Raw genomic sequence first — 15619 nt, forward strand, 5'->3', positions numbered from 1 at the left:
ATGGCGCAAATTACGTGCCAAAGCGAGGGAAGTCATCTGGGAAATGCGGGGTAAAGCTGTTCAACGGTATCTCGATGCTGAGCTTGCTCGGCACTGTCAACACTTGCCGTTGTTACGGCTTGCACCTCCAACAAAGGTTTTTGTCTTGATCGGCGAGGCTTGTCCTTTCTTTTCCAATTCATGGCGGTTTGTAGTGCTACACGATAAAACCACGTCGCGGCGCTTGCCCGACCCTCGAATTTTGGCAGGGATCGCCAGGCCTGGAGCAGAATTTCCTGTGCGAGATCCTGGCATTCCTCACTGGTGAGGGTGTATGCGCGTGCTACCTTCATGACAGACGCCGTATGGTCGTCGAGCCAGTTCATGAATAGTGACATTTGATCTTCGTCTTGTACCATAAAACCTCATTCCAGAAGTATTGGTAACTCGAATCAGCGTCTACTTACAAAAAAAGATACGCTATGAAGAATAAATCCATTTCTTCTTGATTGTAATTTTCCCTTGCCCCATCAAGTATGATCATTACCTGAGCATTCACAAACTCTGTAAACTGCTTGACGAGAGAATATCTTAGCTCCCGCCGGACGCATGCGTGGTTTACTTGTTGCCTGAGTGACCTGTTTTTGGGAGACTTATGTCATTCTGGCGATTGCCAAAGAGATGACGAGAGCCAGGAGGTCGGCTTAGAAAAAATTGATCACTTTCAATTTACCGAATCAGAAGTTGCTGACCACTCTGACTTAACCTGCTCTGCCGTCAGGGCCTGATTCCAAATCTTTAGCTCGTCGATCCTGCCGTCCATGAACTCGGTCCCTGAAGAGTGTCCAATGTGCATTGTGTTTGCATGAGTCATCAGAGTTGGGTTACCTTTAAATGCGATGCGTTTCTTAAGATCAGCATTGAGGTAGAGGCGGCACTCCTTGGCTGCGTTGTCGATCACATAGACAATATGGTACCAGCGGTTCAGCGCGAGCTTGCCACCTTCGCAGTTGGTTCCTGTGTCATCCGCGTAGAAATTAACCTTTGTCTCGATCCAGTTCTTTCCATTGCCAATATCGCCATGCACCTTGGCCGCGTTGACCTTCATATCGAATGTTTGGTCGCCCCCATGACGGGTTCCCAAGATGCCGGAAAACGTCGGTGCGTGCGTAAGATAAACCCATGCCGAAACAGTAAAGGTCGATAACGAGAGGTCTTTAGTGTATGGGATTGTGACGTGATCACCTTGCGCTCGATGAAACTCGAGTGCATTGCCAGCTCGCCCCGTTGTGAGGCTCGCGCCTATGATCTTGCCGTGATGGGAACCGGCTGAATCTTTCGCCACATTTCCCTCGTCATCGAGCTTCCAGTGTGCAATCGGTTTTGGAAGGTCAACCGCTGCTTTGTGCTTTTTCAATGGTAGACCGAGTGCTCGAGATGTGGCGAAGTCAGTGAGTCTTTGGGAATGGAACCAGCCTTCCCACATATTATGTCCCTGTCCTTTGACCACTTCAATTTCAACTGGACCACCAAATGCCTTATAACGCCTGGCCAGTTCGGCGGAGTTTGTCTCCAAGGGTACCACTTTATCATTATCACCATGGATGTGGAAAATGGGTACTCCGGCTTTGGCAAGTGATTTCAGCCGGTCGATTGGATTGTGTTTGGACAATTCTGCTTCTAACTGTTTCGCATTTAATCCGTAGGCGCCGGCAGCGCGCGTGATGCCGGGATAACTTTTGAGATTGCAGACCGGATAAATTCCGACCACACCGCCCACGGATTGTGGATGCTCAGCCGCCCAGCTGTAAAGCATCAGTCCGCCGCGGCTGCGAGCCATCAGGCATGGTTTCTTGCGAAAGCAGCGATTCTTTACGAGGTAATTATAGAAAGCTGTGTAGATCTCTCGTCCCTCTGGACTGCCAAAGGATTCACCAACGTCGATTCCCGCGATCGCGATACCCTTGGCGAGAAATTGTTCGAACATCCAAACTTCGGAATTGGCCGGCAGCCCGCCAAGTGTTGGGGCGTACCAAATCCATGGGATGTTGGCGTCTACATCGGGTGGCAGGATCAGGAAGGCGTCGTGGCCATCGAGCTTGAAGGACTCGCCTGGCAGTGGTAGTGACTTGTTGCCTTCTGATATTACAGGCTCGGTCGCGAGTGCCGCGTTGATGCTGAACAGGCTAAGGACTGCGACAAAGAATCGAGTTGTCATGGGTTGCTCATTTAAAAAAGTGGTTGCGTCTCAAGAAAAAATTTCTGTCACCGGTTTGCCGTGTCCGTCCTTCGTTGCAAAAAACGGGCGTTTCTCGACTTCGTAAGCCGTTTTCGGGCTGACGCCCATTGCAGTGAAGATTGTGGCGTGCAAGTCTTCGACGGACACCGGATTTTCGACCGCAAGCAAGGGCCTTTCGTCGGCGGTTTTGCCGTAGAGGAATCCTTTTTTGACTCCACCGCCAAACATTGCAACGCTCGTGCCACCAGTGAAATGTCGGTGCAAACCGTAGTGCTTCATCTCCGCGAGTTTCTCCGTCTTGGCGCGGGACTGGTCTTTCGCATTCGAGCCCGGGACGCCCTCAATCATCATGTCGCGGCTGAATTCACTGGCGATGACGATTAGAGTGCGGTCGAGTAGACCTTTGGCTTCGAGATCGAGAACCAGCTGCGCAATCGGCCGGTCGACCTCCTGCTTGAGACGTTTCACAGTGGTGTGACCATTTTCGTGAGTATCCCAATGGATAAAAGGTATGTATTCGGTAGTGACTTCTACAAACCGGGCACCCGATTCAACCAGGCGGCGTGCCAGAAGACAGCCTCTTCCAAATCGGCCTGTGTCGTAGATTTCACGAGACTCTTTCGGCTCCAAAGTGAGGTCGAAGGCGTGTTTTTCTTTTGACTGCAACAGGCGATGCGCCGCGTCCATGGAACGTAGCATGGATTCCTGCTGGTAATCGGTCATCCAGTCGCGATTGGGGTTCTGGTCGATCAATGCGCGGTAATGCCGGTAGCGATTGGCGAACCGCCCGGGCTCCATACCCTTCGGCGGTTGAACAGAGCGGACGGCGTCTTCCGGGTAGGGCAGGTTCATTGGGCCGTATTCTGTACCAAAGAATCCACCGGTGGTGAAAGCTTTGAGTTCCTCTTTTTCGCCGACGCCTTCAAGCCGCTGTCCAATGTTGATGAACGGTGGGACGACGGAATTTTTCGGTCCTAAGACTTTCGCCATCCAGGCTCCGATGTGTGGTGCAGCCACCGTCAGTGGCGGGACGTAGCCCGTGTGCCAATGGTATTGGTGTCGGGAATGAAGAATATGGCCCAGGTCCGGCTGTACTGCAGAGCGGATCAGTGTGCCTCGATCCATGACCTGCGCGATTTGCTCTATGCCCTTTGTGATTTTGATGTTATCGACGGCGGTGTCGATTTCCGGGAACGTGCTGAGGATTTTCTTTACATCAAGTCCTTTTTCGAAGGGAAGATAACGCTTTGGGTCGAACGTGTCCGGGGCGGCCATTCCTCCGGCGAGCCAGATGAGGATGCAGGAATCGGCCTTGGCGGGCGGATGTATAACGGTTTCAGAACTGGCCCAGGCACGAGGGGCTCCCGTTGCTAGTGCGCCAACAGCTGCAGCGCTGAGTTTTTTGAGGAGTTCACGGCGGGAGATTTTTTCTTCTAGTGTCATCATGAGATTTTCGACTTAAAATTAACGAATCATTTGAAATTCAGGTTGCATAAAGACGATCCATAGAAGGTCTTCAACGGCAATTGGATTGCGGCCATCCCCGGCGACTTTTGCCAGAACGGTTCGCTCTGTGGTTGTGGGTTCACGCGACAGGGCGTAACGAAAAAGGAGTATTGTCAGTTCTTCGCCAGTCATGCCTTTGCCGACAAAGTGTTTCGCGCCATTTCGTAGGTATTCGGCCAGAATCTCTCCATTTGACAAGTCGATCGCCTGCAGTGTGGTCAGTTCTCCTGGTCGGGTTGTTACGACCTGATCGCGATGTGGCCTCCCTAGCGAGCGCATCAGAAAATCGTTCTTTACCAAAGCCGCTCGAACGGGCGGCGCAGGGAGTGTTGACGGGCCTGCCTTCGCTTTAGGGTCCAGAACCATACCCCATGGAGGTTGGCCGTGCGGTTTCAGTTCAGCAGCTGCATTCCAGCTTCCGTTCGGTGGTCGCGCTTCCCAGCTCTTGTCGCTTGCTATTACTTTTTGCTTGGCGCCATCAAGAAGAGCGATTTGGCAAATGAATCCAGCTGCGCCTCCAAACATCTCCGCATCGACCTCGATCACGTTTTTACCTGCTTGAAGGTGTTGCGTGATGTTGACATATACCGGCTTCTTCCAGTTTCGAGATCTGGCTACTTTCGCTCCGTTGATTTTCATGTCAAAGGCGTTGTCACATGTCGCCATCAATTTCGCCTCGGTCGGAGCCGAGTTTAGATCAAACTTTTTTCGCAGCTGCGATTTCTTTCCCACTTCGCCGCTGTGCCAAATCCAATTCGCGGAAATCGGCGTGGATGTCAACAGATCTGTTTTCGATTTTGGGTTTTGAATTTTGGATTTCTCCGCGCGATCCACTTTTGCTTCCGCGGTAGTGGGATTTGTCCCTGTGATCTGCCAGATTGAATCGATGAGTTGCTCGGCTGTCATCCTTTTGGCGATCGGCCCGGCGTATATATAATCTTCTCCCGGCTCTTTCTCCAGAATCACACTCTGTGACTGATAAGCTTCGGACATCATCACGAAGCTTATGAACTTCTTCAAATCATAACCATCCTTCGCAAACTGCACCGCGAGATAGTCCAACAAATCTTCATTCCAAGGCCGTGTGTGCATTGCGTCGACCGGATGAACGATGCCACGGCCCATGAGCCTCGCCCAAATTCGATTGACCAGAGTCCGGGTAAAGCGGCCGTTTTCGGGATGTGTCATGAGTGCGGCCAGCTGCTGGAGTCGCTTGGTTTTGGGGGCTTTCGAATCGACGTCTCCCAGCTCTGGGAAGATCCACTTTGGCGTAGCCATCACGCCGGTCGGCTTGTCGCAGCGATTGAGTTCGAGTGGCCGATCGGAGTAAATCGCGGCGAAGTTATAGGCCTCCGACAAGGTCCAGCGATCGATGAAACTATCGTGACAACTGGCGCATTTCATGTTGATACCGAGGAAGACCTGCGAGACGTTTTGGGCGAACTGGATCTCGCGCGTCTGGCTTGCGTTCACATCGCCGCGCCACTTGATCCCATCGATGAAGCCAGCCGATTCAGCGGTTGGTGAAATCAGTTCACGCACAAATTCGTCGTATGGTTGGTTTTCTCGTAGCGCTGTGTAGAGCCAGGTAGTGATCTGCTTCCGCCCACCTGTGATGAATCCGGTGCCGGTATAGTCGTTGCGGAGAAGGTCGTTCCACGTCGTCAGCCAGTGGTCGGCATAGGCGATGTCGTTCGCCAGTAGTAGCTGAATTTGCTTCTCTCGTTTATCGCTCGTCTGATCTGCGACGAAAGAATCCAAGTCTTCCGGCGTCGGCAGGATGCCGATGGCATCGAGGGTAGCTCGGCGAAGAAACTCAGCGTCTGAAACTTGTGGAGGAGGCGATTGTCCGCGCTTGGCGAGAGCGGCGTCCAGCAATCGGTCGATCGGATGATTACGGCCGTTTCTTGGCGGCGGCAGGTCAACTACGCGTGGTTTCAGCGGCGGTTCCCAGGCAGTTTTGCCAAGCGTAACTCCTGTGTCCCATGGCAGGCCTTTATCGATCCATTTTTTTAGAGTCGCGATCTCCTTTGCCGAAACGCGGGGGCCCTCCGGTGGCATCCACACGGAGTCGTCGGACGATTCGAGCAACTCAATCATGTGGCTTTTAGCAGCTTTCCCCGAGACGATCACCGCGCCGGACTCTCCTCCGGCCAGCAGTTCGGCCCGCGTGTTCATCGCCAGGCCGCCTTTTTTCTTGTCGCCCGTGTGGCATTTCGCGCAGTGCTTTCGGAGCACGGGCAGCACTTCATGAGCAAAATCGACTTTGGTAGGAGACGTTGGCAGATTGTCATCTGCAAAACTGACTGATGTTATGCAAAGCAAGAGGACTGTTGAGTAAAATCGTTTCATATTATTTTCTTTTGATGATCTAAGATGGCTTTTCGAAGGTTGAAAGTTGTTTGTTTTCCCACATCCCAAAAGTGATACTGTAGGTTCAAGCATAATCCAGCGTTTGATCACCTTCAATCCATATTCATCATCCATCTTATCGAGTCTGGAAATGCTTTTCTATCGCTTGGAATTGGATTATTTATCACGCGTTATATGGATGACTTTTAATAAGCATTTTTCGTCTTCGAAAACGTCCAGATCATTTGGACACTTGGTTTTGTGACTGACGTGACCATAGGAGAACATTTCACTTGCCAGCGCGAACATCACTCCATATCAACACAAAAGGGGAAGTGACAGTCTGATTCAGGAAAGCAGTCTCTGGAGACGAACTTATTCAGACTGGGAAGTATTACTATGTTAATTTAGTATGTTCTATAGGAACGGTACGAATTTATATTTTTGTTTAATTCACCTGGCGTTAAAAATAATATGCAGAACTTGCGAGATTCAAAAAACTACTCTTATCTGATGACAGTACTATCCAGCCTGTTATTGGTTCGCTTAGCTACAAACCTTTCCGCACAGGAAAGCGGTCCAGCCGGGCATTGGAAACTACAGGGAGATCTGCTGGACAATTCTGGAAATACTAACACGGCCAGAAATCATGTCGTGAATCCGGACGCCCGTGCCTTTTCGTTGGCGGTATTCCAGGGCAGATTGTTTTCGGGGACTTTTCCGTCGGGTCATGTGCGCTCTTTTGAGGCCGGCAAGGTCGTGAGTTTTGACAAAGAACTGAAAAGCGGTTGGCGACATATCGCGGCTGTGAAACAAGGTGGAAGACTAAAGCTGTTCATTGATAGCAAACTGGTGGCTGAGTCAGGTGAATTTGATGCGCAGGATTTTGATTTGACGAATCAAGCGACACTACAGATTGGATTCGGTCAATATGATTACTTCAAAGGTAAGATCAGTGAAGTACGGCTTTACAAACGGGCACTGACGGAGCCAGAGGTGAGAGCTAGCCTACAAAACAAGTAATGTGTATTGTGAGTAATTCAAAAGTTAAAATCGGAGTCTTTAAGCAGAAGTATTTCCAGTTCACAAACAGACAATGGCAGTCGGAAGTAACTTGATAGTATTAACCGAGTAGTGAAGCCCAAAGTCCCAACGAGTCGAGGAACCAATCTCATGAGCAACACAGTATCACGACGCGAATTTTTAAAATCTGTTGGTTTCGCAACTTCTACGCTGGGTGTGCAAGCCGCGGCACTGGCTCGTGAAAAGGGGAAACTTCCGAAGGATTCCAGTGTTGAAGGGGGACAACTCCCGGAACATCCTTACGAGATGATGATCTGTGACTACGAGGGCGGCAAGCTCTACCGAGTAGACAAACGTGGAAAAATCATCTGGGAGCATCGGCCAGAAGGACGCGTTTGGGACTTTGTGCTTACGGATGACAACAACATCATTTATCCGATGCGTACCAAGAAGATGGAAGTTCGTTGCATTAATTTTGAAAAAAAAGTGATATGGTCCTGGCCCTACGACAAGGAATTCCGAGAGATCATTAATATCACAAAGCATCAATCACAATTAATTTTGAGTGGTCAAATGCCACCTCAAGCCGTTCTGATGAAGTTGGATGGAACGATTCAGAAAAAGCTGCCCATTCCCGCCAAATACAAGAGTTTTCATGGCCAGTTGGGGAACGTGTATCATGTCGGTAACCAGCACTATCTGGCTCAACTCTGGGGAGAGGGGACGGCTCTCGAAGTCGATAGAAATGGTAAAGAGGTCTGGCGATATCAAGTGCCAAAAGCAGGAAAAGGTCGCTATCCAGCAGGGACGGTGCAGGATGTTCTCCGATTAGACAATGGCAACACCCTGATCGCCTGCGGTACACAAGCACGTTTATTGGAAATTGATCTTTCCGGAAAGATCGTCTGGGAGTTCACGGGAAAAGATCACCCCGAACTGAATTTTACCAATGCCTGCACTCTTCAAAAGCTAAAAGACGGTTCTCTGTTGATCACCAACTTTCTGCGTGGAAAAACAGGTCGCGGCGCACACGCTTTTATCCTGTCTAAAGAAAGGGAGATCACCTGGAAGCTAACCGATCACAAGAATTTTACCGCCGCCAGTCAAGTGTGGGGGATCGAGCAATAGGACCACCGAACTCTCGAACGATCAGATCAAGTCTTAACTATTACATCTTAATTAAGCGTACATTCCTCTTTGTTCTTGAAATGAGGCGTGTTCTCAGCGGTTGATCATTTTCATTGCGGCCTCAGGGTATCGATCACCTTTCATTATGATCTGAGCGGCGGCAGTTTCGATTTCAGAGAGATCGGATGCGGAGAGTTTGATCTCAGTTGCTCCGATGTTTTCCTCGAGTCGATGCACTTTCGTCGTTCCCGGGATGGGGACAATCCAAGGCTGTTGGGCCAGTATCCAAGCCAATGCGATTTGCGCCGTCGTGGCGTTGTTGCGCTTTGCGATCCGATCAAGAAGCGTAATCAGTGCCAGGTTTGCTTTCCGGTTTTCCGGAAAGAAGCGTGGGACTTTATTGCGAAAGTCACTACTGCCAAACTTAGTCGATTCGTCAATCTTACCGGTCAAAAAACCTTTCCCCAGGGGACTGAAGGGCACAAAGCCGATTCCGAGTTCTTCGAGTGTCGGGAAGATCACGTCTTCCGGTTCTCTCCACCAGAGTGAATATTCACTCTGCAGCGCGGTAACTGGTTGCACTGTATGGGCGCGACGGATGACCTCTACACCCGCTTCAGATAAGCCGAAGTGTTTTACTTTGCCTGCCTGAATCAGTTCTTTGACCGTTCCCGCCACATCTTCGATTGGCACGTTGGGGTCAACACGATGCTGGTAAAACAGATCGATATAGTCGGTCTGCAGCCTCTTTAAAGACGCTTCCACGACTTCCTTAATGTGTTCCGGTCGGCTGTCGAGGCCTGTCTGTTGGCCTTGTTCATCAATTGCGAACCCAAACTTGGTGGCAATGACCACTTGGTCACGGACGGGGGCCAACGCTTTGCCAAGCAGTGCTTCGTTCGTATATGCTCCATAGACCTCGGCTGTATCAAAAAAGTTCATGCCTAGATCGACGGCGTTTCTGATCAAAGCGATTCCTGCCTGGTCCTCAACGGGCTCACCATATCCGAAGCTCAGGCCCATGCAGCCAAGCCCCAGTGCGGATACTTCCAGGTTACTTTTTCCAAGTTTCCGTTTCTGCATTGCTTTTTCCTTTTGGTTCTTTCGGGGAGTTTGTTGAGTCGCGCGTGCAGTTCAGCCTAGAAGAGAAGCGAATTTTTAGTGAATCGACTGAGAGAGATGTAGAGCGTCTTCGTGAGTTTCTCAAAATCGTGACACTATCGTGACACTTAAGTAGAGGGTAAAGAAAAAACTTAAACCCCGTCAACAGTCGTCTTCACAACTTTAAACGATATTTAAGTTTTTTATAAGCCAGTCGGGGCAACCAGACACGGTTAGATCTTTTTTATCGGACCGCGACGCAGTCGACCGTGTTTGAATCCAAAGTATGGCAACGGGTTGCATCTACTACGGCGTGATTCGCTTGTGAAGGAGCAACTCAACTCCAACGATCTGTACGCCGCTTCGGTCGATGAAGCCGTCGCAGTTTCGGTGGGCAGCCTTCGTGACTTCGATGTGTCGGACCGGAGCAGGAACACGAACCGCTTCCTGGCCGGAGAAATCATGACGATGTGGACGCGGCTCGGCGTTCAGAGCGATTCGTGTTCATCGGGACATTCCTCAGCGAATGAATGATTAGGCCACAGACGGCCTGAAATTTGCTGCTGTGCAATTAATTCGTGGGGATTTTAGGTGTAACGACTGTCCTTTACAGCTTCAATCACTCCTGATGTAACGCCCGTGCGTTTAGATAATCAGAACGACATTTGCTGAATATACCTTTCGAAAACCACAACAGGAGTTGATGATGAAGATCCGCCAAAGACCACAACTGACCGTTTCAGTGTTTGCCGCTATGATCTTAGTCGCAGCGGCCATACATGCAGATGACTCTGTAAAGCCGGAGCCCGCCCTAATGACTAAGCACCCGCTCACCACAGAGCAGGCTCGGGCAATGCAGAAGGCCTGGGCCGATCAACTCGGATTTGAAGTGGCATTCGAGAACTCGATCGGCATGCAGCTACGTGTGATCCCGCCGGGGACGTTTCGCATGAGCAGCCCGAAAGCTGAGGCGGGTCGTAAGGGGCCGGTTGAGGTGACACTCAGCCAGGCGTTTTTGATCAGCCAGTTTGAGGTGACCCAGGGGGAATGGAAACGAGTCATGGGGCCGATCGAAAGAAAGCTCAATGCCGGTGCTGGCGACCGGTTCCCGGTATACCGCGTCAATCACACCGAGGCGAGTGAATTCTGCCGGAAGCTTACGCAACTTGACCGCGAGGCTGGCAAACTGCCGGACGGCTACGAATACCGTCTTCCAACCGACGCGGAATGGGAATTCGCCTGCCGAGCCGGAACACTGACACTAACTCACTTTGGCGACAAGATGAGCAGCCGAGTGGCGAATTACGATGGCAACCGCCCGTTCAGAAACTCCGAAAAAGGGCCGAATCTCGACCGAACGGCGGAGGTTGGCAGTTATCCGGCAAATGCCTGGGGGTTGCACAACATGCATGGGAATGTGTCCGAATGGTGTATGGACTGGTATCACCACAAAGTAAAGGGAGGCGTTGACCCGGTGCAGCTTGAGCCCACCGACTGGAAAACGCCGCCCATGGTGGTCCGGCCCAACTCATGGGGAAACAACGGCGGGTATGGCCATTCGGCGAGTCGCTATCATGCCCCGCCCCATGCGAGAAGTTCCCATATCGGTCTTCGTCCTGTCCTCACAAAACTGCATCTTAAAGAGTAGTGGAGACAAAAGCTGCATTACAGATTCGCGTGGTTTCGAATGCAACTGACGGTTTCGTCCGGAAGCTGTCAGTTGCAGTTGCTATTCCAACACGCTGTTTGTGTCTTTGTGCTTGTCCAGCTATTGACAGTTCATCCTCAATCGTTGGACCGTCAAAGTAATCCCGTAGAAGGCGGGCCAATTGCGAGTTGGGGCGAATAAGCTGGAGACCGAGAACACCGAGAACGGACCTGTGTCCGTAGTCCCCTGGTTCGGAATCTCATTTGCTCGACTCTGAGCACAGGCGAATGTTGTGAAGTAAGAGGCAGTCTGACTGTTCGATCAAGGGAACTGTTCCCTGAGATGTGATCACTGCTATATCGCGGATCAATACAAGTTGTTTTTATAGGCTGCATCGAGAGCCGCCTGCATCTTGGCGACATCGTATTCCGGCATTTGCACATGATCGGAGAACATTTCGGCCGCGCAGGGCAGAGTCTGCAAATTCGGCCATTCGTCCGGCTTCCACAGTTTTGATCTCATCAGTGCTTTGGCACATTGCAAGAAACACACTTCGACCTCAACGGCAACCGCGACCAAAGGCCGTTTGCCTTGCGTGGTCAGAGGCGTCAGCCACGCTTCATCGCGAATGATCACTGCGCGGCCGTTGACGCGCAAGGTCTCACCAACGCCAGGGATCAAGAACAACAAGCCGATGCGGCCAGTCTCCAAAATGTTGCGGAAGCTATCGGCTCGTCTGTTGCCAAACCGATCGGGAATCAGCAACGTTTGGTCGTCCACGACATGAATACATCCCGGTGCGTCGCCGCGCGGTGAGGCGTCGCAACGTCCATTGGCCGAATGCGTGCTGATTACCAAAAACGGCGAATGGGCAATGAATCTCCTCATGTGCTCATCGAGTGATGTCAACTCCTTCTTGAGCGACATATTCGAAGGCGTGCCGATGATTGTCGCGAGTTCTTCGGCCGAGCGGACCTGCTCGGCAAATCGATCAAATGGCATGCGACTTCTCCAAAAACTGCCAAGCCCTGAATTTCTAATTAGTCCATAAGAGGGGTACGCTCGGAGCGGAAGTTCACCCAGCCGACGAGTCGTTCCCCCTGAGACGTGATATTACCTTGGACGCAGATTGATCGTACAGACTATCATTGGGCGTTGCAATCCAACCAGTTGCCGAGTATGAATTGCGAATTTCAGCGCCAACGGTTAAGTCGCGTCAGCATCGACGAATCGCAGTCCATCGGCAGCGTCGATGAGAGTGGAATTCAGCATTGCAGGGAAAGCGATACAAGGCTCGCCTGCATGCGAACGAGTGTTTGTGGTAATTAACGGGCGAACGCTGTTATCATGTGAGCTGTAATCCCAATCGGATATGGAATGTGTGATCCACCGGGATGATATGCAGCATGAGTGACCTCATTTGTTGAAGGAGAAATGTGTGAGCGACGATTATGAAAAGGGCTACTGGCAATTCTCCAAGATGGTTGGTGAGGAGAACTTTGGGAAACTGCTCGCGCGACTTAAATCCGTGTGCCCCGACTTTGAGAGAGAAGTCGTAGCCGTGGTCGGCGGAAGGATTTGGACGCGCGAGGGGATTGATCTCAAGACTCGATCACTATGCAGCATCTGTGTACTGGCCGCCCTCGGTCGTAACAATGCTCTAAAGCTCAATCTCCAAATGGCATTGCACAACGGGGCTCGAGTCGAAGAGATATATGAAGCCATTTTTCAAGTCGCCGTCTACGCCGGTTATCCAGCGGCGTGGGATGCGCTGGACAAACTGGCTGACGTTCTCGAAGACGAGAAGGCTTAGCCAGTGCTCGCGAACCTCCAGGTTGCGTGCCGATAGACATTTTTGCGATGGAAGCCCATATCTGCGGTCGCCACTGGATTTAGCGGATCGGTTCGAGACGCTGCGTTCGGCGGGTCCGGCAATAGCCGGTAGATTGTAACTACTGGCTGGCCGGTATCGCTAAAACTTTAGTTGGTGGGGAAAAGCAGCAGATATCTCGTCTGCGTTTGTAACGATGATTTTGGGGGTTGCTTTGTGATGGCTGTTGTGAAATCCATCGGCGGTCGCAGTAACTCTAGTCCCTACAGTAAGAAAGCCCTTCGACGTTCTCGTCGAAGGGCTTTCTGTCCAGTGGAGTCGGGACGACAGGATTTGAACCTGCGACCTCTACACCCCCAGTGTAGCGCGCTACCAGGCTGCGCCACGTCCCGAATTTGTTATCGATTCTGAATAGACTGCTTAGCCATTGATAACTTATTTCTTATTCGCACTTTATCGCACGACCGCCCGCTAAATTCAAGATAACCGAGTCACTTACCCGCTGTTGTGATCAAAATAATCGTCGAAAAGCAGTAAAATTCGCTGGTTCAAGCCGCCTCCCCTCACTGGATTCTTATCGGATGCGACAGGTTCGCGATTTCCGCTTTATATGTGACACGTTTTTTCGATGTGCTGTAAGTTGTTTTGGGGTATGTAGTTATTGTGTTATCAGGTTTTTAGTTTCCTGAAAACTTGTCTTGGCACAATTTCGAAAGAGGAGTAGAATCCTCACTCCTGAGTCCGTTTCCGGAATCTGTAGTTCTTCCTTTCATGTTGTTGTCATTTCTTGTTTCCATTATCAATGCCCAATCCTGAATTATCTATTTCTCTGAATTCAACTTCAGCCGCTTTTGAAAGGGTCAATGTACCATTAAAGCGGTGGTTTCTGGTTGCGCTGTTGTTGATGTTGACGAGTGGGCAATTTGGCTGTGTTCATCGAAGAATGACCATTCGTTCGGTTCCTTCGGGGGCGCTGGTGAAAGTAGATGGAGAGGAAATTGGATACACGCCGACCTCTGTCGATTTCACTTACTATGCCACACGTGAGATCTCATTAACGAAAGATGGATATGAGACGCAGACCGTGATGCAGAAAGTGAAGACACCGTGGTATCAGACATTTCCGCTGGACGCTGTCTCCGATAATCTGCTTCCCTTTGAGGTCACGAATCGGCACGAGTTTACTTATGAGCTACAACCCAAAGTGGTCGTGCCAACTGATGAGTTGCTGAATCGTGGTAACCTTTTGCGAAGTGATTCCCAAATTGGGCAGTAGGCTAAGTTTTTTCTCAGCTATTTTTTGCTCTTCTTTTGCGACGCTTGCGTGATGACAAATTCCAAAATGGCAAGACTGTCAGTATAGGAAGTCGAGTGTCCTTGTTCAGGTCGATCAATCAGCAATACGCTTTGATTGATTTGTTTGAGAATATTCATCAATCGACGCGCACTTTCTGGCGGGACCGATTTGTCCTGGCCTCCTACAGAAATACTGACTGGCATCGTCAACTTTTCCGGCCAGTACTCGGCACTGCGTTTTTTATATTCGTGTGGTATTTCCTGTTTCGTCCCGCCGAACGATTTACTGATGGCGGACTGAAAATTGTTGTATTCCAAATGGTTGGCAGTGGGATTCATGGCGGCGACTCCATCAATCAGTTTTGGGTGGAGTGCGGCAAAGGTCAGGCTAGATGAGGCTCCCATTGAGCCGCCGCAGAGAAAGACTTTGTCGATGTTGTATTTCGATTTGAGATCTTGAATGATTTGGACGAGATCCATTTCGGCTTTGGGACCCATCCAGGATGTTTTTGCGCGATAATCGGGCGAGATATAGATCATGTGATATTTGGCAGCGATATCACGGGCTGCTTTGCATTCGCCTCTCGTATTCTTAATGAATTGCCAGCGGTCCGATCCATGTCCGTGGAGCGTTATCAATACCGAATGTGATTTCTGATCCGATAATTTCTCTGGGAAATTTTCTGGCAGAAGCATGACGTAGTATTGTTTTGTCTGATCACAGTTCGCTATGAATTCAATGTCCTGGGGAGTGGACAGTTTCGTCCGTGGATTTGCGGCGATGGCCGAATTTAAGATGACCGATGTTAAAACGCAGAGGCTCAAAAATGTTTGAGAGGGTTTCATGGTGTAGCCGTTCAAAAGATAACTTCCTGTTTCAGGTTTGTTTACCAGAAAAAGCCGAAGAGAATCCAGATGGAAAGTGCAATTAACGCCAACGCGTACCAGTTTGGGTTTAAGTATTGCGGCGTTGGTCGCTCAAAGGGAGATTCCTTGATTTCAGTCAATTCCTGACGACTTTCAGTTAACCAATTCTGATTCGCTGGAAGATCTGCCTCTTTTGGTTCGAGCGTTGTTTCTATTTTAAGCCATCCCCATTTTAGGGTGGAAGCATACATGGCGATGGTGGTGACAATTATGGAGCAGGGTAAGGCATACCATCCATCGGAAATGATGGGACTGATCCAGTCAATATCATAAAAATTCTGACGGTGAAGAAATCCTACCAGTCCGTACAGCGAGCCAACAGACAAACCTACCAAACCACTTTCACGTGGGACGCGAGTCAGTACGCCCAGTAGGTAGATCGTAAATAAAGGAGTGACAAAAATGGGGATCAAATCTTTCAGAGCGTTAATCATATTGTCATAACGCATGATGAAAGGGATATACAGAAATCCTATCAGTAGAATGCCAACGGTGGCCAAGCGTGTGACTTTCAAATAATGTTTTTCAGTCTGGGTCTGGCAAATCCAGCGGGCATAAATGTCACGTGTAAAGAGTGCAGATAAAGCAG

At 50.2% G+C, this 15619-nt stretch carries 12 protein-coding genes, 1 tRNA gene and 1 pseudogene; 5 read left to right on the forward strand and 9 right to left on the reverse strand.

Going from position 1 to position 15619, the window contains the following annotated elements:
- Window positions 1-32: 32 nt before the first annotated feature.
- From Q0668_RS23550 to Q0668_RS23565, 4 genes are all read right to left on the reverse strand, one after another.
- A complete protein-coding gene (locus Q0668_RS23550; RefSeq protein ID WP_366918985.1) occupies window positions 33-398 on the reverse strand; it encodes a sigma factor in 366 nt (121 codons plus the stop codon).
- Window positions 399-703: 305 nt separating this feature from the next.
- Window positions 704-2197, reverse strand: a complete 1494-nt coding sequence (locus Q0668_RS23555; protein WP_298868993.1) for a LamG-like jellyroll fold domain-containing protein — start codon at window positions 2195-2197, stop codon at window positions 704-706.
- A gap of 30 nt (window positions 2198-2227) precedes the next feature.
- Complete coding sequence (locus tag Q0668_RS23560; RefSeq protein WP_366918986.1) at window positions 2228-3661, reverse strand: DUF1501 domain-containing protein; 1434 nt, start codon at window positions 3659-3661, stop codon at window positions 2228-2230.
- Between the two features lie 21 nt (window positions 3662-3682).
- Window positions 3683-6211: a DUF1549 domain-containing protein gene (locus tag Q0668_RS23565; protein ID WP_298868995.1), complete on the reverse strand. Its 2529-nt coding sequence runs from the start codon at window positions 6209-6211 to the stop codon at window positions 3683-3685.
- A 339-nt stretch (window positions 6212-6550) separates the two neighbouring features.
- Here Q0668_RS23565 and Q0668_RS23570 point away from each other — a divergent pair, with 339 nt between their 5' ends.
- Both Q0668_RS23570 and Q0668_RS23575 read left to right on the forward strand, forming a co-directional pair.
- Window positions 6551-7099, forward strand: coding sequence for a LamG domain-containing protein (locus Q0668_RS23570; RefSeq protein ID WP_298868996.1), 549 nt, complete (start codon window positions 6551-6553; stop codon window positions 7097-7099).
- A gap of 150 nt (window positions 7100-7249) precedes the next feature.
- A complete protein-coding gene (locus tag Q0668_RS23575) occupies window positions 7250-8227 on the forward strand; it encodes a hypothetical protein (RefSeq protein ID WP_298868997.1) in 978 nt (325 codons plus the stop codon).
- A gap of 93 nt (window positions 8228-8320) precedes the next feature.
- Here the strand turns inward: Q0668_RS23575 and Q0668_RS23580 are convergent, their stop codons facing one another.
- Window positions 8321-9310, reverse strand: a complete 990-nt coding sequence (locus Q0668_RS23580; RefSeq protein WP_298868998.1) for an aldo/keto reductase — start codon at window positions 9308-9310, stop codon at window positions 8321-8323.
- Window positions 9311-10031: 721 nt separating this feature from the next.
- Here Q0668_RS23580 and Q0668_RS23585 point away from each other — a divergent pair.
- Window positions 10032-10976, forward strand: coding sequence for a formylglycine-generating enzyme family protein (locus Q0668_RS23585; RefSeq protein ID WP_298868999.1), 945 nt, complete (start codon window positions 10032-10034; stop codon window positions 10974-10976).
- 366 nt (window positions 10977-11342) lie between these two features.
- Here the strand turns inward: Q0668_RS23585 and Q0668_RS23590 are convergent, their stop codons facing one another.
- Window positions 11343-11978, reverse strand: a complete 636-nt coding sequence (locus Q0668_RS23590) for a pyridoxamine 5'-phosphate oxidase family protein (RefSeq protein ID WP_298869000.1) — start codon at window positions 11976-11978, stop codon at window positions 11343-11345.
- A gap of 436 nt (window positions 11979-12414) precedes the next feature.
- Here Q0668_RS23590 and Q0668_RS23595 point away from each other — a divergent pair, with 436 nt between their 5' ends.
- Window positions 12415-12789, forward strand: a complete 375-nt coding sequence (locus tag Q0668_RS23595) for a carboxymuconolactone decarboxylase family protein (protein ID WP_298869001.1) — start codon at window positions 12415-12417, stop codon at window positions 12787-12789.
- Between the two features lie 336 nt (window positions 12790-13125).
- Here the strand turns inward: Q0668_RS23595 and Q0668_RS23600 are convergent.
- Window positions 13126-13199, reverse strand: a tRNA-Pro gene (locus Q0668_RS23600).
- Between the two features lie 410 nt (window positions 13200-13609).
- On the opposite strand from Q0668_RS23600, the gene Q0668_RS23605 reads away from it, so the two are divergent.
- Window positions 13610-14083 carry a PEGA domain-containing protein gene (locus Q0668_RS23605; protein ID WP_298869002.1) on the forward strand — a complete coding sequence of 158 codons (474 nt, stop codon included), beginning with the start codon at window positions 13610-13612 and terminating at the stop codon, window positions 14081-14083.
- A gap of 17 nt (window positions 14084-14100) precedes the next feature.
- On the opposite strand, the gene Q0668_RS23610 is transcribed toward Q0668_RS23605, so the two are convergent.
- Together Q0668_RS23610 and Q0668_RS23615 are read right to left on the reverse strand one after the other, a co-directional pair.
- On the reverse strand, window positions 14101-14949 hold the full coding sequence (locus tag Q0668_RS23610; RefSeq protein ID WP_298869004.1) for an alpha/beta fold hydrolase: 849 nt from the start codon (window positions 14947-14949) through the stop codon (window positions 14101-14103).
- 41 nt (window positions 14950-14990) lie between these two features.
- Window positions 14991-15619 (reverse strand): annotated as a pseudogene (locus Q0668_RS23615) (hypothetical protein); the annotation flags it as partial.

Origin of the sequence: uncultured Gimesia sp. (genome assembly GCF_937910335.1) — a bacterium.
Taxonomy (GTDB): Bacteria; Planctomycetota; Planctomycetia; order Planctomycetales; family Planctomycetaceae; genus Gimesia.